Genomic DNA, 20,753 nt, shown 5'->3' with positions numbered 1-20,753 from the left:
ACCTCACAGCGAAGGTGCGCGATGCAAAAGGGATTTCGGTGGATCGGCCGGGTGGCGGTGCCGATGGCGGCCCTGATCGTCGGGGCCGGCACGGCCAGCGCCGACTGCATCCGGCACGTCTACAACCGCTCGCCCCTGGTGTTGGTCGGCAGCCAGGCGGGCGGCCCGTCCTTCACGATCCGTCCGGGAACGTCCCGGGCGATCCGGCTGTCCGGCCCTGGGGGCCTGGACCTCGCGGGTTACTGCGCTCCCTACGGACGCGGCGACGGCGATCCGGCGGCTTTCGGCCCTCCGGCGGTCCAGACGGCCCTACGCTACACCGCCGTTCTCGACCGCTGCTACATGGAGATCGGGCACGATTTCTTCGATCGCGAACTCGGCCGCGGCTTCCTGCCCCGCCGGGACACGGCCCCGTTCACCGTCAACAACCCGAAGCAGGGCGACGTGGTGCTCTACACCGACACGGCTGTATGCGGCTCGCGCTGACGGGGCCTCGGCCTTTCAGATCGGGTGCGGCACCTCGGGCTTGAGCTTGAGCGGCCGCGCCAGCTTCTTCGAGAGGCGTCCGGCGGCCTCGATCGCAGCGCCTTCCGGGTTGGCCGCCGCCACGATGCCCAGGGCCTCGTCCTGGGAGGCGGCCCGAACCGCATAGACGCGCAGAGGCTCGCGCCGCTGCTTCACCGCCACGAGGAAGACCTGGCTCTTTCCGCTCCGGCGGGAGCGGGACTTGTCGGTCCCGGGCGGTTCGGTCCCGGGCGGTTGCTGGCGCGGCAGGTCGGAAACGACCGTCTGGGGCATCGTGCATCCTGGCTCATGTCGCATTCGGCCCCCGCAAGGGGGCTTCGTCCCTCGTCATCGCACCAGGGCGGTCAGGCCGTAGCAGGCGGCCCCGATCCCGGCGGCGGCCGGCAGGGTCAGGACCCAGGCGACGACGATATTGCTGGCAACACCCCAGCGCACCGCAGAGGTCCGGCGCGCGGCGCCGACGCCGATGATCGCGCCCGTGATGGTGTGGGTGGTCGAGACCGGCACTCCGAGCCAGGTCGCGGTGAACAGCGTGATCGCCCCGCCGGTCTCGGCGCAGAAGCCCTGCATCGGGTTCAGCCGGGTGATCTTCGAGCCCATCGTGTGGACAATGCGCCAACCGCCGAACAGCGTGCCGAGCGCCATGGCGGACTGGCACGCGATCACCACCCAGAGCGGCACGTGGAACGCGCCGCCGAGATGCCCCTGCGAGTAGAGCAGCACCGCGATGATCCCCATGGTCTTCTGCGCGTCGTTGCCGCCGTGCCCGAGGGAGTAGAGCGAGGCCGAGACGAACTGCAGGGCGCGGAAGCGCCGGTCGACCACGAACGGCGTCGACCGCACGCACAGCCACGACACCGCGAGCACCAGCACGAGGGCCAGCAGGAAACCGATAAGGGGCGACAGCACGATGGCGGCGGCCGTCTTGGTGAGACCGCTCCAGACCACCGCGTCGAACCCCGCCTTGGCCATGCCCGCCCCGATGAGGCCACCGACCAGGGCATGCGAGGAACTGGACGGGATGCCGAAGATCCAGGTGACGACGTTCCACGCGATGGCGCCCACCAGCGCACTGAAGATCACCTGCGGGTCGATGATGCCGGCATCGACAATGCCGGTCCCGAGGGTCTGGGCCACGTGCAGACCGAAGAACAGGAACGCGATGAAGTTGAAGAACGCCGCCCACAGCACCGCATATTGCGGGCGCAGCACGCGGGTCGACACGATGGTGGCGATGGAATTGGCCGCGTCGTGCAGGCCGTTGAGGAAATCGAAGACCAGCGCCACGGCGATCAGGCCGACGAGAGCGGGCAGGGCGAGCGCGGTGGCCTCTGTCATCGGATGCCCTAAACGTTCTCGATCACGATGCCGCTGATTTCATTGGCGACGTCCTCGAACCGGTCGACCACGTCCTCGAGGTGGCCGTAGATCTCGGCGCCGATGAGGTAGGCCATGGTGTCGCCGTCGCCGCCATCCTTGCGATGCGCCTGGTAGAGGGCCTTCAACCCGCGCTCCTGCATCTCGTCCGAACGGCCTTCGACCCGGGTGATCGCCTCGGTCAGCGTGTTGATCCGCGCCGCATGGGTGCCGATGGCGCTGAGCAGCGGGATCGCCTCTGCGGTCAGGCGGGCCGCCTCGATCACGGTCCCGCCCATCTCGCGCATCAGCGGATCGAAGGTCCGCACTTCGTAGAGCGCGATCGTCTTCACGGTCTTGTTCATCTGGTCGATGGCATCGTCCATCGACTGGATCAGGTCCTTGATGTCCCCCCGGTCGAACGGCGTGATGAAGCTGCGGCGAACCGCGAGCAGGACCTCGGCGGTGATCGCGTCCGCCTCGTTCTCGTGGGCAACGACCTGCTGGCAGTAACCCGGAACCGCCTCGCCGCCCCGAAGGACATTCTCGAGCGCCTCGGCCCCGGCCACCAATGTCCGCGAGTGCCGCTCGAACAGATCGAAGAACCGATCCTCGCGCGGCATCAACGCCTTGAACCACCCCAGCATCCCGGACTCCGCCACCGAACGAGTTGGTTAGCCAACTAGTGTTCTGCGGATCGCCGGACCAGGGCGGCTGGGGCGATTTCGCGCTCGTCCGCGGGCCTCTACCGGCCGACCACGGTGCGGATGGTGAAGCTTGATTGGATGCGGGCGACCCCGGGCAGCTTCGACAGCACCGCACGGTGCAGCTGCTCGTACTCCGCCATGTCGGCGACCCGGATCTTCAGCAGGTAATCCGAATCGCCGGTCATCAGGTGGCAGTCCTGGATGTCGGGGCATCGGCGAACGGCGGCCTCGAAGCGGTTGAGGCACTCCTCCGTCTGCCGCTCCAGCGCGATCCGGGTCATGACCACCAGGCCCGCCGAGCCGGGCCCGTCGAGGAGCACGGTGTAGCCCCGGATCGTCCCGTCGCGCTCCAGGAGGCGCAGGCGTCGCAGGCAGGCGGAGGCCGAGAGCCCGACGCGTTTGGCGAGAGCCGCGTTCGGAATGCGCGCCTCCTCACGCAGGATTCGCAGGATCGCGGCATCGATCTCGTCCGCCGGCATGTCCGTTTCCAAGCTCCCACAACGATCGGCCGAAGAAGTGCAGGATCGTGCGCTGACAGAGCACATGATCGCATGATCTGCGAAAGGTTGGCAGCAACGCTCGCACGATTCGGTATTTCTGTGGCGCGTGATCCCGTCGGCTCGAGCGGCCCGGTTCACCCTGGCCCTGCGCGTGCATCGCCCACGCGATCCCCGGGGCGGGATTTCCGGAGGGGAGACGGTCGGATGCGGGTCCTGGTTCTCGGAAGCGGCGTCGTCGGCGTCACCACGGCCTATTACCTCGCCAAGGCGGGCCACGCCGTCACGGTGGTGGACCGTCAGCCCGCTGCCGGGATGGAGACCAGCTTCGCCAATGCGGGCCAGGTCTCGCCGGGCTACTCGGCGCCCTGGGCGGCGCCCGGCATCCCCATCAAGGCGATGAGATGGCTGATGATGCGCCACCGGCCCCTGGTGCTGTGGCCCTCCGTCGAACCGCGCTTCTACGGTTGGCTGGCGCGCATGCTCGCGAACTGCACCGAGGAGGCCTACACCCGCAACAAGGGCCGCATGGTCCGCCTCGCGGAGTATAGCCGCGACGTCCTGCGCGACCTGCGCACCGAGACCGGCATCGCCTACGACCACCGCACCGGCGGCACGCTGCAGCTCTTCCGCACCCGGAAGCAGCTGGACCATATCGGCGACGACACCCGCGTGCTCGACACCTACGGCGTCGCCTACACGGTGCTGGACCCGGCCGGCTGCATCGCCGCCGAGCCGGCGCTCGCCGGGGTTCAGGCCAAGTTCGTCGGCGGCCTCCGCCTTGCGGGCGACGAGACCGGCGATGCGCACCTGTTCACGCAGCGCCTCGCGGCCCTGTGCGAAGGTCTCGGCGTGCGCTTCCGCTACGGGACCCGCATCCACGGGCTTCGGACCGAGGGCGATCGGGTCACGGGTGTCGTCTGCGGCGCCGACACCCTCCAGGCCGACGCCTACGTGGCCGCCATGGGCTCCTTCACTGCGGCGCTGCTGCATCCCCTCGGCCTGCGCCTGCCGATCTACCCGGTGAAGGGCTACTCGCTGACCTTGCCGGTGACGAACCCGGAGGGCGCACCGGTCTCCACCGTGATGGACGAGACCTTCAAGGTGGCGGTGACCCGCCTGGGCGACCGCATCCGGGTGGGCGGCACCGCCGAACTGGCGGGTTTCAGCGATGCCCTGCGGCCGCCGCGGCGGGCCACCCTCGAGCATTGCGTGCGTGACCTGTTCCCGAACGGCGGCGACCTCGGCGCCGCGCGGTTCTGGACCGGTCTGCGCCCGATGACGCCGGACGGGACACCGATCGTCGGCGTGACGCGCTACGCCAACCTCTACACCAACACCGGGCACGGCACCCTCGGCTGGACGATGGCCTGCGGCTCGGGCCGGGTTCTGGCCGATCTCCTGTCCGAACGCGCGCCCGAGATCGACCATGCCGACCTCGCTTTGGCCCGCTACGCCGCCTGATGCCCGATCAGGCGGTGAACCGCTCCAGAATCAGCAGCACCAGCGGAATGGCGAGGCCGGCCAGTACCGTCTGCAGGGCGAGGATGCCGGCCATCAGGGGCGCATCACCGCCGAGCTGTCGCGCCATGATGTAGGACGAGGAGGCGGTCGGCAGCGACTGGAACAGCAGCGCGGTCGCGGCGGCCGGCCCGTGCAGGCCGGCGACGCGGCAGGCCAGGATGGTCACGGCCGGCATCAGGATGAACTTGGCCGCCGAGGCGATCAGGACCGGCCGCAGCCAGGTCCGCACCGTGGCGGGATCGAGGGCCGCGCCGACGCAGAGCAGCCCGAGGGGGAGGGAGGCCTGGCCGAGGGCCTTCAGCATCGGCTCCAGGCCGGGCGGCAGGCCGAGGCCGCCGGCCTGCAGGAGGATGCCGATCAGGCAGGCGACGACCAGCGGATTCAGCGCGAGCTGCCGGGCCACCGACCCCGGGGCGAGCCGGCCGGCCGAGCCGTACCGGGCGAAGACCAGGACGCACAGGATGTTGACCGTCGGCACGATGGCGGCGTTGGCCACCGCCGCGAGGGCGATGCCCTGCGCGCCGAAGACCCCCGCCGCCGCCGAGACGCCGACATAGTTGTTGAAGCGCACGCCGCCCTGGAACACCGAGGTGAAGGCGGCCCCGTCGAGGCCGAGCCTCGGCCGCAAGGCCAGCAGGATGCCGGCCACCACCAGGGTCGAGGCCACGAGGACGCCGGCCAGTGCGAAGACCGGGACCCCGTCGAGGCGGGCGGTGGCGAGGCCGTGGACGAACAGCGACGGCAGCAGCACGTAGTAGCCGAGGCGTTCGGCCTGACCCCAGAAGGTCTCCGCCAACAGCCCGCTCCGGCGCAGCACCATCCCGAGGGCGATCAGCAGGGCGATCGGCACCAGGGCGAGAATGACGGTGACGGTCACGCGCCGCCCCGGTCAGGCAGCGACGCGGCGGCGGGCAGGAAACCCATGGGACGTGACCTTCGGGAGCGATCGAGGCCTCGGGGGAGGGCGCCGATGCGCGGACCGGAGCCCGCGCATCGGCCGGCGGCCTATTTGAGGCGCGCCGCCGCCCAGGCGATGTGGTCGGCCATGAAGGTCGAGATGAAGTAGTACGAGTGGTCGTAGCCCTCGCGCATGTTGAGGGTCAGGGCGATGCCGGCCTTCTTGCAGGCCTCTTCCAGCAGCCACGGACGCAGACCGTCGTCGAGGAAGCTGTCGGCGGTGCCCTGGTCGACCAGAAACTCCGGGAAACGCCTGCCGTCCTCGATCAGCGCCGTGGCATCGTGGGCACGCCACGCCGCGGTGTCGGTGCCGAGGTACTTCTCGAAAGCGGGCTTCGACCAGCCGGCCGTGGAGGGCTGAGCGATCGGCGCGAAGGCCGAGCACGACTTGAAGCGCTCGGGATAGGTGAGGGCGATGGTCAGCGCGCCGTGGCCACCCATGGAATGGCCGAAGATGCCCTGGCGGGTCATGTCGGCCGGGAATTCCTTGGCGATGAGGGCGGGCAGCTCCTCCGTCACGTAGCTCCACATCCGGTAGTTGGTGGCGTAGGGCGCCTGCGTGGCGTCGAGATAGAACCCGGCGCCGGAGCCGAACTGCCAGTTGCCCTCCTCGTCGGGAATGCCGGGGCCGCGCGGGCTGGTATCGGGCGCCACGATGATGACGCCCTGCTCGGCCGCCGCCTTGCGGTACTCGCCCTTGTCCATGACGTTGGCGTGGGTGCAGGTGAGGCCCGACAGGTACCACAGCACCGGAACCGGACCGGCCTCGGCCTGCGGCGGCACGAACACCGCGAAGGTCATCGGGCAGCCCGTCGTCTGCGCATCGTGCTTGTAGACGCCCTGCGTGCCGCCGTGGGCGCGGGCCTTCGAGATGGTTTCCATGGACCGTGATCTCCTGTCCGAGGGCTGGCCCCGCTCCGGGGCATGGGGTGGGTCACCGAGAGAAAGTGCAGGTGCGTGCCCCTCCCCCGCGGAGGGGAGGGGATGGACCGAGCCCGATCCTAGTAAACCACCACCGACCGGATCGACTTGCCCTCGTGCATGAGGTCGAAGCCGTGGTTGATGTCCTCGAGCGGCATGGTGTGGGTGATCAGGTCGTCGATGTTGATCTTGCCGTCCATGTACCAGTCGACGATCTTCGGCACGTCGGTGCGGCCGCGGGCGCCGCCGAAGGCCGAGCCCTTCCAGACGCGGCCGGTGACGAGCTGGAACGGACGGGTCGAGATCTCCTTGCCGGCCTCGGCCACGCCGATGACGATCGACTCGCCCCAACCGCGATGGCAGCACTCGAGGGCCTGGCGCATCACGTTGACGTTGCCGGTGCAGTCGAACGAGAAATCGGCGCCGCCGCCGGTCGCATCGAGGATCGCCGCGACGACGTGATCGTTGCCGACCTCCTTCGGGTTGATGAAGTGGGTCATGCCGAACTTACGCGCCATCTCCTGCTTGTCCGGATTGATGTCGACGCCGATGATCTTGTCGGCGCCCACCATCCGGGCGGCCTGCAGCACGTTGAGGCCGATTCCGCCGAGACCGAACACTACGACGTTGGCGCCGGGCCAGACCTTGGCGGTGTAGATCACCGCGCCGATGCCGGTGGTGACGCCGCAGCCGATGTAGCAGATCTTGTCGAAGGGAGCGTCTTCGCGGATCTTCGCCAGGGCGATCGCCGGCAGGACCGTGAAGTTCGAGAAGGTCGAGCAGCCCATGTAGTGATACACGGTGTTCGACCCGCCCGGGCTGCCGCCGGTGGAGACGCAGGAGAAGCGGCTGGTGCCGTCGGGCATCACGCCCTGGCCCTGCGTCGCGCGGATCGCGGTGCACAGGTTGGTGCGCTGTGACAGGCAGGACTTACAGTTGCGGCATTCCGGGGTGTAGAGCGGGATGACGTGGTCGCCCGGCTTCAGCGCCGTGACGCCGGCGCCGACTTCGCGGACGATGCCCGCGCCCTCGTGGCCGAGGATCGCCGGGAACTTGCCCTCGGAATCGAGGCCCGACAGGGTGTAGGCATCGGTGTGGCAGATGCCGGTGGCCATCAGCTCGACGAGAACCTCGCCGGCCTTGGGTCCTTCGATGTCGATCGTCTCGATGGTAAGAGGCTTCTTGGCCTCCCACGCGACCGCGGCGCGCGTCTTCATAGCGTTGTCCTTGTTGCTGTGATGATCACGGACGGCGGCGATGAATGCCGGCGCTTCACCTCGCGACACCTGGACGGTGACAAGGCGAACGGCCCGAAAATCTGGGTCGTGTGTGATGCCTCCGGCGCCGAGATGCAACAGCCGTACGGGATCGTTTGCGCGAGGGTTGCGAATTTGGAATGACGCGCGACACGCGGACAGGAGCGGGTACGATGACGGATTGGGATCGAAACGGGGACGCGCTGGTCGCGCCGGCGGTCGCTCGCAACCGGGCGGCGATCCTCGACGTGCTGCGCGGCGTCCTGCCCGGCGCCGGCACGGTGCTGGAGATCGCCAGCGGATCGGGCGAGCACGTGGCGCATTTCGCCGCCGCGCTGCCCGGCCTCGCCTGGCAGCCGAGCGACCCGGACCCCGCCCATCGCCGCAGCATCGACGCGCATGCGAGGGCCGCCGGCCTGACCAACCTGCGGCCGTCCGTCGATCTCGACGCGTCCGCCGCGACCTGGCCGATCGCCCGCGCCGACGCGATCCTGTGCATCAACATGATCCACATCGCGCCCTGGCCCGCCACCGAGGGTCTGATGGCGGGCAGCGCCCGGCTCCTGGCGCCGGGCGGCGTGCTGTTCCTCTACGGCGCCTTCCGGGAGAACGGCCGGCACACAACGGAGAGCAACGCCGCCTTCAACGCCGACCTCAGGAGGCGGGACGCCCGCTGGGGCGTCCGCGATCTCGAGACGGTGGCGGACCTCGCCGCACGGCACGGCCTGCGCCTGGAGACCCGCCTCGATCTGCCGGCCAACAACCTCGCCCTGATGTTTTCGCCGGAGCTGGTGTTGGCCCGGAGCTGATGGGTCGCCGGGGCTGACGCGAACAAGAACCCCGCCGCGGCGCGAGCCGGGCGGGGTGTCGAGGTGCGGGTCGGGTCGGCTACAGGTTCAGGAGGGCCTGGGTCGAGCCGATCACCGTGACGGCGAGGCCGCCGGCGAAGGCGGCGATCATGGCGTAGGAGAAGCCTCTCAGCAGCATCGGGGGATCCTGCTCCTCCCGATCAGCAGCGATTTCCGCCCGAGGTCTGGCCGTATTGCTGGGTCGGGAAGTTCTGCTGGTTGGCGTTGCCTTCGGCGGCCGAGCTCATCGGGCAATGGGAGGGGTGACGCAGGGGCGAGAGGCCGCGTCCGTCGAGGGATCCCGTGGTCTCGACGTCATAGGGCGAGAAGGCGGTGTAACGCGACGGGGTATCATAGGCCATGGCCGACGAGATCGGAGCAACGCCAAGGACAAGGGCGGTGGCGAGGGCGGCGATACGGGTCTTGATCATGGGTTCTGGTTTCCTTCTGCGGTGGTCTCGACGTCATAGGGCGAGAAGGCGGTGTAACGCGACGGGGTATCATAGGCCATGGCCGACGAGATCGGAGCAACGCCAAGGACAAGGGCGGTGGCGAGGGCGGCGATACGGGTCTTGATCATGGGTTCTGGTTTCCTTCTGCAGTACGAACCGTCCTGGCGGCCCGTTTCTCTGCGTCTGAAACCAATATAGGGATCGTCTTTCCGCCATGACGTGCGACCAGGCACGTGGAGAGCCGGATTAAATCGCAGCCCAAGCCCAGCAAGATCTCGGCTGCTCCTTCCCGGCATCTGGTATACATTATCCAGAGTGTAGNCCGTCCTGGCGGCCCGTTTCTCTGCGTCTGAAACCAATATAGGGATCGTCTTTCCGCCATGACGTGCGACCAGGCACGTGGAGAGCCGGATTAAATCGCGCGCAAACCAAGCAAGATCTCGGCTGCTCCTTCCCGGCATCTGGTATACATTATCCAGAGTGTAGCCGGCGCCGGGGGGGGCGGCCCTTTCCCGTTGGTCCGCCGATCGATCTGCCGGTCGGTCTCACCGATGTCGGGACGCCCCCGTGATACGGGCGCTTCGCGTGCAGACTCTTCGCGTGCAGATCATCCAGGATCGAGCGAGCGACCGATTTCCGTGGACGCACAGGCTTGCCGCAGCGTGCATCTGGACATCGGGTGCAACCTGAGCTTCTTGGCGCTGGCGCCGGCGCCGGCGCCGGCGACCGCGCCTCACGGGAGAGACCACCATGTCGAAACGACTGAGCTGTTGGACGATGGCCCTCTGTCTCGCGGCGCCGATTCCGGCCGTCGCGCAATCGGCACCGAACCTCGCCGCGTTGCGCGGCCTCGCGCCCGTCAGCGCCCTGGGGGGCAGCGCCGAGGGACAAGCCGCCCTCGCGGCGAATCTCCGGGTCACGGGCGACGTTCAGGAGGGCGGCGTCCCGGCTCTGCGACTCCTGCCTCTGGCCGAGCAACGCCAGTTCGCCCTGCGGGATTCCTTCATCACCGACGGGAACGCGACGGAGCTGGCCGACGGCCTCGGCAGCACACTGGGCGCCCTGTATCAGGACACGGCCCGCTACACCGACCCGGCCACGTTCACCAATGTGGCGCCGTCCGTCGCCGACCTCCTCGGCTACACCAACAGCGTCGCCAAGTCGGATTCGAACGCCGGCAAGTACTTCTTCGCCAATGCGACCACCAACGGCAAGGACTCCGTCTCGGCCGCCGCTTCGTCCATCCTGACCGAGATCGGCGGCACCACCGACGTGTTCGGCAAGGCCTATGGCCGCCCGGCCGGGACGCCGGGCTCCAACACGCACGGTAACGCCCGCCCCTTCCAGACCCTGCCGCAGCTCTTCGCCTATCGGGGCACCGACTATTTCGGCCGGGCCTCCCACAGCCTGGACTGGCTCAGGGGACCGGGCATGAACCTGATCGACAGCCCGTCTTACCCGAGCGGCCACACCACCTACGGCTACACCGAATCCCTGGTCCTCGCGATCCTGGTACCCGAGCGCTACCAGCAGATGATCACGCGCGCCGCCGAGTACGGCACCCACCGCATCGTCATCGGCGCGCATTATGCCATGGACGTGCTGGGCGGCCGCGCCACCGCCCTGCACGCGGTCGCACACCTGCTCGCCAACGATCCGGCCTATACCGGCCAGATCCGGCGGAACCCGGCGGTGATCAACGCGATGAGCACGGCCACCAAGGAGGGTGTCGCCGTCGCCGATTATCCGGCCGCCCTCCGGGCCGCCCGCGCCGACCTGACGGCGTTCCTCCGCGATCGGTGCGGCGGCACCGTCGCCGCCTGCGCGGCCGCCGATACCGGCCGCTTCCGCGATCCCGCCGCCAACGCGGCGTTCTACGAGGCGACCCAGACCTACGGCCTGCCGGTCGTGTATCCGCAACGCGCCAAGACGGTCGAGGATGTGGGTCGGCGCGCGCCGGAAGCCGGGTATCTCCTCACGGCGGCGTTCCCGTCGCTCAATCTCACGGAGGCCAACGCCATCCTGACCGACACGCAGGGGCCGGGCGGCGGCTTCCTCGACGACGGCTCGGAATTCGGCGCCTATGCGCGCCTCAACCTCTATGCCGCCGCCGGCAAGGCCGCGGCCCTGGCGGCGACCCGGCAGGGGCAGGCTCCCGCGTCGCCCTGAATCCGGGCATCGGACGGCGTACCGGCCGGGGGCGGGGCACCGCGCTCAAGCGAGTGCGATGCCGATGACTCCGCCCTCCATCAGGGAGAAGCGGATGCCGAAGCGGCGCAGGGTCGCCACCGCCTTGTACCGGGATTGCAGGGCGGTACCGTCGACGTTCTCCTCCATGCGCTTGACGGTCGAGAGCGAGAGGCCGGCGGCCTGGGCGAAGTCGGTCATCGACCAGTCCAGCAGGGCGCGGGCGGCGCGCAGATGGCGCCCGTCGATGGCCTGTTCGAGCCCCTCCAGAAGGAGTTCGGTGGCCGGAGAGGCCTTCGAGCCCATCGGCCGGGTGATGCCGGCCCATTCCCGAACATCCCCGCCGGGATCGCGGATCGGCACGATGAAGCTCTCGAATCGCACGTGATTGTGGCGAGCGACGCGGATCAGGGGCGTCACCCGGTGAGCCCGCCCGATCCGCAGCGCCTCGAAAGTCTCGGTCCGCGTGCGCTCGCGTTCCTCGGCCGCGATGGTCACGTAGGGATCGGCCGTGATTTCGTCCGGCGGAAGTCCGGTCAGGTCGGTAAATTCGTCCTGTACGGAAAACATGTGGGTTGGATCGCTGAAGAACGTCAGGATCTGCTGGTCGTCGTACCAGGCGCGGCGCCGGCGCTGCTCGGCCATGCGCGCCTCCCGCAGGATCTCCTGATGCGTCACGTCCAGCACGACCCCGGCCGCCCCGCGTGGGCGCCCGTCCGGGGTGAGATAGATCTCGATCCGGGACGACAGCACGCGGATCGCATTGTCCGGACGACGAATCCGGAAGGTCTGATGGCCGAGCGTCACGCCATGAAGCAGGTCGACGCCGGTCTCCACCGTATCCCGGTCCTGCGGATGGATCAGGCTGACCAGACGATCGTAGCTCGGCCGGGTGGTCTGCGGGTCGAGGCCGAGGACGCGGAACAGGCCCGGAGACCAGACGTGCTGGTTGTCGGCGAAGCGCCAGCCCCAGGTGCCGTTGACCCCCTGGCTCTCGATCAGATTCAGAAACTGAGCGGACGAGAAACTGAGATCGTCGACGTCCATGCCAAAAAGAACCTTGGGCAACCATTACGTTGATCTCAATAACCGGTAGCGAGACCGATAATATCAAACAAGTCTAGCGAGATACAACCTGTGATTATGCAAAAGCTTCACAGTAAATTCGAATTTTAGGCGGTTTTTCTGTACGCGAGTATACTGAAACAAACCTGTTTTTTCGTCGATCATGCGCCAAGAAATCATGCGCGCGGACGCCAATAAAACGTCGGTCAATGTCTGGGGAAATCGGCATCGCAGGCGCCAAGCCAGCCATTTTCGATCCTTTTATATTTTATGCAGGTTCGACCCGCTGAGGGCGGTCGGCGTTTACCGGGCCGGATGCGTGCGATAGGGTCCGGCCCATCGACGCCCGGCCCGCTCCGCGCCCGCGCGGGTCCGGACGGAGAGGCAGCCGGCCGCAAGCCTGCGGTGCTGCATCCGCGATCTCGATCCCAGGGAGGCGGCCGTCCCCGGCCGTGGCAACCATGCGCCGCAACCGCCATGCCAAGATCGTCGCCACCGTCGGCCCCGCCTCGTCGTCGCCGGAGATGCTGCACCGGCTGTTCCTGGCCGGCGTCGACACCTTCCGGCTGAACTTCAGCCATGGGACGCAGGACGATCACGCCCGGGTCCACGCGGCGATCCGTGACCTGGAGCGGGCGGTCGCGCGGCCCATCGGCATCCTGCAGGACCTCCAGGGCCCGAAGATCCGCGTCGGCACCCTGGCGGGCGGGCGCCTCGACGTGGCGCCGGGAGAGACGATCCGTTTCGTCCGCGACGGCGCCGAGGGCGACCGGACCGCGATCCCCCTGCCGCATCCCGAGATCTTCGCCGCGGTGGCGCCGGGCCAGGACCTCCTCATCGATGACGGGCGCGTCCGGGTCCGCGTCACCGGCCTCACCGCCGACAGCATCGACGCCGAGGTTGTGATCGGCGGCACGATCTCGAACCGCAAGGGCGTCAACCTGCCCGGCACCCTGCTCGACCTTTCGCCCCTGACCGCCAAGGACCGGGCCGACCTCGCCTTCGGGCTCGACCTCGGGATGGACTGGGTCGCGCTCTCCTTCGTGCAGAAGCCCGCCGACCTGATCGAGGCGCGGGGCCTGATCGGCGACCGCGCCGGCGTGATGACCAAGGTCGAGAAGCCCCAGGCGCTGGAGCGGATCGACGACATCATCCGCCTGTCGGACGCTGTGATGGTGGCGCGCGGCGACCTTGGCGTGGAGATCCCGCACGAGGACGTGCCGGGGCGCCAGAAGGAACTGATCCGGGCGTGCCGCCTCGCGGTGAAGCCCGTCATCGTGGCGACGCAGATGCTCGACTCGATGGTGTCGGCTCCGACGCCGACCCGGGCCGAGGCCTCCGACGTCGCGACCGCGATCTACGACGGGGCCGACGCGGTGATGCTCTCGGCCGAATCCGCCACCGGGCAGTTTCCGGTGGAGACCGTGGCCATGATGGCCCGCATCATCCACCGCACCGAGACGCACAAGCTCTACCGCTCGCTGATCACCGCCTCCGATCCGGGCGAGGAGGAGACCCCGCCCCACGCGGTCGCCACCGCCACCGCGACCCTCGCCGACGCGGTCGGGGCGGCCGCCATCGTGGCCTACACCTTGAGCGGCACCACCGCCGCCCGCATCGCCCGCAAGCGGCCGGAAGTGCCGATCCTGGCCCTCACGCCGGATCTCGGCACCTCGCGCCGGCTCTGCCTGCTATGGGGCGCGCACACCCTGCGCTCGAACGAGGTCGAGTCGTACGAGGACATGGTGGCGAACGCGCTGGCTCACGCGGTGGAGGAAGGTTTCGCCCGGCCGAACGCGCTGGTCGTCATCACGGCGGGCATCCCCTTCGCGGTGGCGGGGACGACCAACAACATCCGCGTCGCCCAAGTCGCGTCCTCCTGAGAGGTCTCGTCCTTCTGAGACGTACCGTCCTCATGAGCGGTCCTGGTGCCCAGAAGGAAGCGGATCAGCCCAGGCTCGGCGATAATCATGGCAAGGTCGTCCGGCAGGACGCAACCGTAGAGGGTATGGCTAGATCGTTTGTCCGAAAGCGTACGCGATCAATTCCGCGTGTACGGCGCGGATTAATTTTGTCGCAAGACTGTACGGCCTACCGCTTTTAGCCAGACCTTAAGCGCGGGCCGCTAGCGTTGCCTGTCGGCTTGCAGGACCAGCACCGCAACGCCCGTGGGGATCGAGATCGTGACACTGAGACGAACCGGGGCGCTTTCGTCCCTGATCTGGGCGGGCGCCGCGTTCGCGGCCGCCGGCGCCGGGCCCGCGGACGCGGCCCCCCAGGGCGCCGGGCCGCAGCCGATCGGCATGGCCACCAAGGTGGACCAGCAGGCGGTGGCCCAGCAGGGCGGCCAGGCGCGCGACATGGCTCCGCAGGGGCCGGTCTACTTCAAGGACGTGATCCGCACCGGAGCCCGCTCCCGCCTCGAAGCCAAGCTGGCGGACGACACCGTCCTCACCCTCGGCGAGCACGGCAAGATCACGGTGGACGACTTCGTCTACAAGCCCGGCTCCCAGGGCGGGCAGCTCGCCCTCTCGGTGGCGCGGGGCGCCTTCCTGTTCGTGGGCGGCAAGATCGAAGGGCCGACCGGCGGCAACGTCGCGATCAAGACCGCCGTCGGCACCCTCGGGGTGCGGGGAACCACGGTCTGGGGCGGCGCCATCGACGGCGGCTACGGCGTGCTGGTCCTCGACGGCGAGGTGGTGCTCAAGACCCGCAAGGGCAGCGTCCTGATGCGCAAGGGCCAGGGCACCATGGTGTATGGCGGCCGGGCACCCGAGGCGGCGGCGCCCTGGCCCGAGGACCGGACCAAGCGGGCCGTCGCCACCATCACGATCGACGAACAGGCACGGTTCCGGCCCTCCCTGAACCGCTGAGGCCATCCCCCGCCGGACCGTTGGGAATCCCTGCCGATTCCGCTACGGTCCGGCCGATCGGGGCGCGCGAGCCCCGGTCGCGGTCCCGGTCCGCTCGCCCCCTGGAGATCGCCGTGCTGCAGGCCCTCGACACGCCCGTCCCCCTGTCGACGCTCGCCGCACTGCTGATCGCGATGGCGGCCAAGCATTATCTGATCGACTTCGTCGGACAGACCGATTGGATGGCCCGCGGCAAGGAGCGGGTGGCCGGCTGGGCGCTGCCGCTGGCCGCCCATGCGGGGATGCACGGCCTCGGAACCCTGGCGATCGCCGTGCTCTATCGGCCGTCCCTGTGGTGGCTGGCGCTCCTGGATTTCGTCGTCCACGGCCTGATCGACCGGGGCAAGACCCTGGTGGCCCACCGCACCCGCTTCGCCATGACCGATCCGCGCTTCTGGTGGCTGATGGGCTTCGACCAGTTCCTGCACCAGGTCACCAACATCGCCCTGGTGGTGCTGCTGGTTCTCGGCTGACGCCTCTCGCTGCCAGGCCCCTCAGGCCGCCATGCGGACCGAGCGCTCCCCGGCACGGATGCGGCGGGCATGCAGCGCCAGGATCGGGTCTTTCGGGTTGTCCGCGTGCAGGCGCAGCAGCGTTTCGGCGCCGCCCTCGTCCCCCGTCACCAGGCGCCCGAAGGCCTCGCGATAGGCGGTCAGCGCGGCGTCGTTGCGCGACATCGGCTCGAACACCTCCACCCCCACCGACTTGCCCTTCAGCATCAGGATGCCGACCGGACGGAAGGCGGTGCCGGTAACCCCGTCGCAGGTGGTGCGGGCAATGCAGATCCGGGTGCCCAGCACCTTGTTGGCCGCTTCCAGCCGGGCCGCAACGTTGATGGCGTCGCCGTGCGCCGTGTAGTCGAAGCGCCGCGTGCCGCCGAAATTGCCGACCACGGCGCGGCCGGTGTTGACGCCGATGCGGGTGGCGCCGAACGGCACGCCCTCGGCGCGGCGATCCGCCCGGAAGGCTTCCGCGAAGGCGTCGAGGGCCAGCGCACAAGCGACCGCCCGCGCGGCATGGTCGGGCTGGTCGAGGGGCGCGTTGAACATGACGTGGACCGCGTCGCCCACGATCTTGTCCACGGTGCCGCCATGCGCCATCGCGATCGAGCACATCCCGTCGAGATAGGCATTGAGCAGGTTGACCAAAGCCTCGGCGCCGGCCGCCTCTGTCATCGCCGTGAAGCCCTCCAGGTCGGTGAACAGGAACGTCATCTCCCGGCTTTCGCCGCCGAGCTTGAGCCGTCCGGGGTCGCTCGCCAGCACCGCCACCAGATCGGGCGAGAGGTAGTGGGTGAAGGCCGAGCGCAGGCGCATCGCGGCGCGCTCCGAGCCGGCATAGCGGGCGAGGCTGCCGCCCGCATGGCCGGCCAGCAGGCCGAGGGTGGGCAGGATCGGATCGATCAGCAGGCCCGCCCGTGCGAACAAAGCCACGGCGGCGAAGGCCGGAACCGGTGCCAGCAGGGCGGTTCCCAGCCCCGCGCCGCGCAGGCTGCCGAAGCCGCAGGCCAGCGCCGCCCCGAGGCCGAGCAGGGTGGCGGCCACGATCTCGGCACCCGGCGCCCAGGCCGGGCGGCTCAGGGCCTGGCCCGACAGCACCTGATCCAGCGCCATGGCGTGCAGGTTCACGCCCGGCTCGAACGGGGTCATCGGCGTCGGCCGCAGGTCGGACAGGCCGACCGCACTGGTGCCCACGAACACCGCCCGACCCTGGATCTCGGACTTCAAGGCGGCGCGCCCATCGGGATCGAGCAGGCGCCAGGCCGGGATCGTCGGCGTCGTCCGCGCCTCGGGGAAGTGCAGGGCCAGGGCGCCGGTGGCATCGACCGCCAGATCGACCTCGCCGACCCGGAGGGTGTAGCCGGTCAGGGTCGCGCCGTCGCGCTCGGCCCGCACCTTGATCGTGGCTTCGTCCTGCATCACCCGCAGGGCTTCAAGCGCCAGGGCCGGCACGAGGCGGTCGCCGATCACCGCCAGCAGCGGCAGGCGCCGGATGATCTCGTCGCTGCCCGCCGCGATGCTGAAGCTGCCATGCCCGGCCGCGGCCGCATCGAGGTCCGGAAGATTGGGGATCAGCCCGGTGAAGCGCGGCACCGTCAGCCTCGGGTCGCCGCCGATGACGGCGAAGCCGGGACCGCGAAGCGCAGCGGCCTCCTCCGCCTCTCCGGACCCGCGCAACGTCAGCAGGGTCGCGCCCGCCGCCTCCGGCTCCCGGGTCAGCGCGAAGCCGGCGACGACGCGGCCGCGTGCGAACACCGCCGCCAGGGCGGCATCGTGGTCGGGCAGGGCGGCTTCGGGATCGGCGGCGCGGAAGCCGAAGCGCCGGGTCCAGTCGGGCACCAACCGTGCCGGCGAGGTCCGGTCCGCTTCGGCAAAGACCATGTCGAGGGCGATCGCCCCGGCCTCCAGGTCCTGCAGGGCGGCGACGAGTTCCGCCACCTGGTAACGGGGCCAGGGCCATTGGCCGTGCCGCTTCAGGCTCTCCTCGTCGATATCCACGACCCGGATCGCGGCGCCCGCACTGGTCCGGGGGCTGAGCCGCTGGACGCTGTCGAAGGCGGCCTGGCGCGGGCGCTCGAACGCCGCCGGCGCGGTCAGCCGCAGGGCGACGAGCGCCAGCACGAGGGCGAGGCCCGCGACCACCGGAATCAGGCGTCGTGACAGGAGCATCGGAAGGCGGTCTCGGCGCAAGACGGTGTTCGGGGGCGCCGGGCGCAGCGGCATCGCGGAACCAGTATCGCGCGGCGGTCCTGAGATCCCGTTAAGGATAGGGCGAGGGTGCGCCCGGAAAGGCGTCGCCGTTCGCCTGCTCTTAACCTCGACTCGGCAGCGTGGCGCTCGGGCCGGAACTGCGCCCGAACTGGATCTCATCCGTGCCGAGTTCGCTCTCCTCGTCCCTGGATCAGTACGTCCTGCCCGCAGGCGCGCGCCTGTTCTCGGCCGGCGACGTCGGCGATGCCGCCTATCTGATCGTCAGCGGCCGCCTGGAGGTCGTCCTGGAACGCCCGGACGGCGACCTCGTCCTGTCCCATCGCGGCCCCGGCGAGATCGTCGGCGAGATGGCGATTCTCGACCACCAGCCGCGCTCGGCCACGGTGCGGGCCCTGGAGGACAGCCGGCTCGTCGTCATCACCGAGGAACAGCTCGCCCATCGCATCGCCCAGACCGACCCGATCCTGCGCATGTGCCTCGGCGTCGTGCTGGCGCGCTACCGCGAGACCGTGGGCATGCTCGAGCAGATGCGAGGGGCGGGGCCGCCAACGCTGCAGAGCGGCGAGCCGGTGGCAGCCGAGACCTTCGCGGCGGCCCTCGGCACCCTGTCGCTGGAGAGCGAGATTCGCGCCGGCCTGCGCAACGGCGAGTTCGAACTGTTCTTCCAGCCGATCGTCCGCCTGCCCTCGCGCCGGCTCGCCGGCTTCGAGGCGCTGATGCGCTGGCACCATCCGACCCGGGGACTGGTTCCGCCCGTCGAGTTCATTCCGGCGGCCGAGGCGTCCGGCCTGATCGGCGACCTGACGGCACACGCCTTCGCGGAGGTCGGGCGTGTCTTCCCCGAACTGATGGACGCCGCACTCCGCAACCCGCAGGCGCTCGACGGGCCGCTGTTCATGACCGTCAACGTCTCGGGCCGGGACCTCGCCGGCGCCTCGTTCCCTGAGATGATCGCTCAGTTTCTCGAAAGTTCGCGGATCGCCCCCGGCAACCTCAAGATCGAGGTGACCGAGAGCATGCTGATGGACAACCCCGAACGCGCCGCCGCCACCCTCGCCGAGTGCCGCCGGGCCGGCGTCGGCATCGCGATCGACGATTTCGGCACCGGCTACTCGTCCCTGAGCTATCTGAGCACCCTGCCGGTCACGACCCTGAAGATCGACCGCGCCTTCGTGCGCACGCTCCTGGCCGACCAGACCAGCCGGGGCATCGTCCAGACCATCCTGCGGCTGGCCGACGACCTCGCGGTCTCGGTGGTGGCGGAGGGGATCGAGCAGGCGGCCGAGGCCGACCTCCTCGGCCAGATGGGCTGTGCCTTCGGCCAGGGCTACCATTTCGGCCGGCCCACCGCCCTGGCGGGCGCCCTGACCGCCATCGCAACCTGGCCCGCACCGGCCGCCACTCCCTCCGGGCTGCGGCTGACCGCCTGACCGGAGGGGGCGCCCCCAGGGCGGGAGAGGACTACTGGCGGGCGATCCGAGCCGGGCCCGTCACCGGAATGGACGGGGCCGCCGCGTTGGTGCTCTCCTTGTAGATCGGCACGATGACCCGGAGCCATCCGCGCGTCTCGCGCCCACCGTAATTGCGCTCCGCCACGTCCCGCGTGACGTAGGCCTGCAGGTTCACCGGCCCGAAATTGTATCCGACGAGCCCGCCCACCGCGATCTGCCCCTGGCGGCGATAGCCGGGAAACCGGGTCGGCAGATCGGTCGACGCGAAGGCCACCGGCCCGATCTCCCATTTGCCGAACTTCTTCGTCGCGGTGAGGTCGAGGTTGAGATAGTCGGGATACACGGATTTCTGCGGCGAGATCGGGTCGATGAAGATGCCGTAGAGCAGGTTGGCCGTCAGGTTCAGCCCGTCGCCGGTGTAGCTCGCCGCGAAGCGGTGGGTGAAGGACGCGTTCTGCGTGACGAAGCGGGTCTCGACGGGCAGGTATCCGCCGAACAGATAGCTCACCCCGACATGGTTGCCGAGGCTCCAGGCGAGCTGGCCCGCCAGCAGCGGCTGGCTGATCCCGCTCTGGTAGGGGGTGCCACGTGGGCTCGCGGCGACGACGGGCTGGATCGCGATGAGGTTGAGGCGGGCGCCGAACAGGCTCCAGGGCGTCGCCCAGACGAAGGCCGGCAGGTTGATGTTGGATTCCGAATCCAACGGTCGGGTGTTGCGGACGCCGAAGCTCGAGGTGTTGACGAAGTAGAGCCCGACCGGGAGCTGCGCCCCGGCCGGCAGGCCGACGGTCTGGCCCGGCTGGGCGGCGGAGCCCGCCATCGCGGGCGCGTCACCGAGGATCAGCAGGGCGATGCCGCCCGGCAGGCGGCCCATCAGCGACAGGAACGCTGCGGCCGCCCGGACTTTCGGAACAGCGCCGGCCTTCGATGTCTGGGGAGCTCTGAGATGTTCGCGGGTCTCGGGTGCGGGATTAACCTTGGATGGGCTGCGATTCACGCCTGTCTCCCGTTGCTGGCCGCAACGCGGGACGACACCCGGGGATGGTGCCGTGGCGGCCAGGCGTACGCTGTTCAGACGAACGGCCGTCCGGATTTCATCCGTCGAAACGGCCGCGCTTGCCCTCACGCCGAGCCCAGGTCGGTTTTCCGACACAAGTGAGCTCTCCGGCAGAACGACCGGGCATCGACACGCCCCGGCGCCGGCGACACTCTGGATAATGTATACCAGATGCCGGGAAGGAGCAGCCGAGATCTTGCTTGGCTTGAGATCTTGCTGGGCTTGGGCTGCGATTTAATCCGGCTCTCCACGTGCCTGGTCGCACGTCATGGCGGAAAGACGATCCCTATATTGGTTTCAGACGCAGAGAAACGGGCCGCCAGGACG

20 protein-coding genes are annotated in these 20,753 nt (G+C 69.3%); 8 read left to right on the top strand and 12 right to left on the bottom strand.

All coding sequences use genetic code 11. The features are described 5' to 3' along the window. The first annotated feature begins 21 nt into the window (after positions 1 to 21). Positions 22 to 486, top strand: a complete 465-nt coding sequence (locus tag ASF60_RS02935) for a hypothetical protein (protein WP_056180162.1) — start codon at positions 22 to 24, stop codon at positions 484 to 486. Positions 487 to 501: 15 nt separating this feature from the next. Here ASF60_RS02935 and ASF60_RS25450 read toward each other — a convergent pair whose 3' ends face one another. The 4 genes from ASF60_RS25450 to ASF60_RS02915 all read right to left on the bottom strand — a co-directional run bounded on the left by ASF60_RS25450 (position 502) and on the right by ASF60_RS02915 (position 3,067). Beyond that, positions 502 to 798, bottom strand: coding sequence for a hypothetical protein (locus ASF60_RS25450; protein ID WP_056180158.1), 297 nt, complete (start codon positions 796 to 798; stop codon positions 502 to 504). A gap of 54 nt (positions 799 to 852) precedes the next feature. Then, on the bottom strand, positions 853 to 1,863 hold the full coding sequence (locus ASF60_RS02925; RefSeq protein ID WP_056180155.1) for an inorganic phosphate transporter: 1,011 nt from the start codon (positions 1,861 to 1,863) through the stop codon (positions 853 to 855). An 8-nt stretch (positions 1,864 to 1,871) separates the two neighbouring features. Then, positions 1,872 to 2,528: a DUF47 domain-containing protein gene (locus ASF60_RS02920; protein WP_056180153.1), complete on the bottom strand. Its 657-nt coding sequence runs from the start codon at positions 2,526 to 2,528 to the stop codon at positions 1,872 to 1,874. Positions 2,529 to 2,626: 98 nt separating this feature from the next. Continuing rightward, entirely contained in the window at positions 2,627 to 3,067 is a 441-nt protein-coding gene (locus ASF60_RS02915; RefSeq protein WP_056180150.1) for an Lrp/AsnC family transcriptional regulator, read from the bottom strand. A gap of 225 nt (positions 3,068 to 3,292) precedes the next feature. On the opposite strand from ASF60_RS02915, the gene ASF60_RS02910 reads away from it, so the two are divergent. Then, a complete protein-coding gene (locus ASF60_RS02910) occupies positions 3,293 to 4,549 on the top strand; it encodes a D-amino acid dehydrogenase (RefSeq protein WP_056180146.1) in 1,257 nt (418 codons plus the stop codon). Between the two features lie 7 nt (positions 4,550 to 4,556). On the opposite strand, the gene ASF60_RS02905 is transcribed toward ASF60_RS02910, so the two are convergent. The 3 genes from ASF60_RS02905 to ASF60_RS02895 form a co-directional block, all read right to left on the bottom strand. Then, positions 4,557 to 5,486, bottom strand: a complete 930-nt coding sequence (locus ASF60_RS02905; RefSeq protein WP_156633793.1) for an AEC family transporter — start codon at positions 5,484 to 5,486, stop codon at positions 4,557 to 4,559. 128 nt (positions 5,487 to 5,614) lie between these two features. Continuing rightward, positions 5,615 to 6,448, bottom strand: a complete 834-nt coding sequence (fghA, locus tag ASF60_RS02900) for an S-formylglutathione hydrolase (RefSeq protein ID WP_056180143.1) — start codon at positions 6,446 to 6,448, stop codon at positions 5,615 to 5,617. Between the two features lie 119 nt (positions 6,449 to 6,567). After that, complete coding sequence (locus ASF60_RS02895; RefSeq protein WP_056180501.1) at positions 6,568 to 7,704, bottom strand: S-(hydroxymethyl)glutathione dehydrogenase/class III alcohol dehydrogenase; 1,137 nt, start codon at positions 7,702 to 7,704, stop codon at positions 6,568 to 6,570. Positions 7,705 to 7,916: 212 nt separating this feature from the next. Between ASF60_RS02895 and ASF60_RS02890 the strand changes: the two genes are divergently transcribed. Beyond that, positions 7,917 to 8,552, top strand: a complete 636-nt coding sequence (locus tag ASF60_RS02890) for a DUF938 domain-containing protein (RefSeq protein WP_056180140.1) — start codon at positions 7,917 to 7,919, stop codon at positions 8,550 to 8,552. Between the two features lie 200 nt (positions 8,553 to 8,752). Here the strand turns inward: ASF60_RS02890 and ASF60_RS02885 are convergent, their stop codons facing one another. Further along, positions 8,753 to 9,019, bottom strand: a complete 267-nt coding sequence (locus tag ASF60_RS02885) for a hypothetical protein (RefSeq protein ID WP_056180498.1) — start codon at positions 9,017 to 9,019, stop codon at positions 8,753 to 8,755. Then, positions 9,019 to 9,171 carry a hypothetical protein gene (locus ASF60_RS24210; protein WP_156633791.1) on the bottom strand — a complete coding sequence of 51 codons (153 nt, stop codon included), beginning with the start codon at positions 9,169 to 9,171 and terminating at the stop codon, positions 9,019 to 9,021. Before ASF60_RS24210 ends, ASF60_RS02885 begins: the two co-directional genes overlap by 1 nt. A 649-nt stretch (positions 9,172 to 9,820) precedes the next feature. On the opposite strand from ASF60_RS24210, the gene ASF60_RS02880 reads away from it, so the two are divergent. Beyond that, entirely contained in the window at positions 9,821 to 11,212 is a 1,392-nt protein-coding gene (locus ASF60_RS02880; protein ID WP_244478305.1) for a phosphatase PAP2 family protein, read from the top strand. Between the two features lie 45 nt (positions 11,213 to 11,257). Here ASF60_RS02880 and ASF60_RS02875 read toward each other — a convergent pair whose 3' ends face one another. Then, entirely contained in the window at positions 11,258 to 12,277 is a 1,020-nt protein-coding gene (locus ASF60_RS02875; RefSeq protein ID WP_056180134.1) for a PAS domain-containing protein, read from the bottom strand. 479 nt (positions 12,278 to 12,756) lie between these two features. Here ASF60_RS02875 and pyk point away from each other — a divergent pair, with 479 nt between their 5' ends. The 3 genes from pyk (at position 12,757) to ASF60_RS02860 (ending at position 15,680) form a co-directional block, all read left to right on the top strand. Continuing rightward, a complete protein-coding gene (gene pyk, locus ASF60_RS02870) occupies positions 12,757 to 14,178 on the top strand; it encodes a pyruvate kinase (protein ID WP_056180131.1) in 1,422 nt (473 codons plus the stop codon). A 300-nt stretch (positions 14,179 to 14,478) separates the two neighbouring features. Beyond that, positions 14,479 to 15,168, top strand: coding sequence for a FecR family protein (locus tag ASF60_RS02865; protein WP_156633789.1), 690 nt, complete (start codon positions 14,479 to 14,481; stop codon positions 15,166 to 15,168). 113 nt (positions 15,169 to 15,281) lie between these two features. Further along, positions 15,282 to 15,680 carry a DUF3307 domain-containing protein gene (locus tag ASF60_RS02860; protein ID WP_244476909.1) on the top strand — a complete coding sequence of 133 codons (399 nt, stop codon included), beginning with the start codon at positions 15,282 to 15,284 and terminating at the stop codon, positions 15,678 to 15,680. Positions 15,681 to 15,701: 21 nt separating this feature from the next. On the opposite strand, the gene ASF60_RS02855 is transcribed toward ASF60_RS02860, so the two are convergent. Further along, entirely contained in the window at positions 15,702 to 17,876 is a 2,175-nt protein-coding gene (locus ASF60_RS02855) for a CHASE2 domain-containing protein (RefSeq protein ID WP_162241286.1), read from the bottom strand. 203 nt (positions 17,877 to 18,079) lie between these two features. On the opposite strand from ASF60_RS02855, the gene ASF60_RS02850 reads away from it, so the two are divergent. Continuing rightward, positions 18,080 to 19,348 (top strand): EAL domain-containing protein, encoded by a 1,269-nt coding sequence (locus ASF60_RS02850; RefSeq protein ID WP_162241285.1) that lies wholly within the window; start codon positions 18,080 to 18,082, stop codon positions 19,346 to 19,348. A gap of 31 nt (positions 19,349 to 19,379) precedes the next feature. Here ASF60_RS02850 and ASF60_RS02845 read toward each other — a convergent pair whose 3' ends face one another. Further along, positions 19,380 to 20,243: a transporter gene (locus ASF60_RS02845; protein WP_056180119.1), complete on the bottom strand. Its 864-nt coding sequence runs from the start codon at positions 20,241 to 20,243 to the stop codon at positions 19,380 to 19,382. Between the last annotated feature and the right edge of the window lie 510 nt (positions 20,244 to 20,753).

This window comes from Methylobacterium sp. Leaf113 (genome assembly GCF_001423325.1).
Classification (GTDB): Bacteria; Pseudomonadota; Alphaproteobacteria; order Rhizobiales; family Beijerinckiaceae; genus Methylobacterium.
Note: the sequence above shows the minus strand (reverse complement) of the source record. Positions and strands in the feature narration are given on the sequence as shown.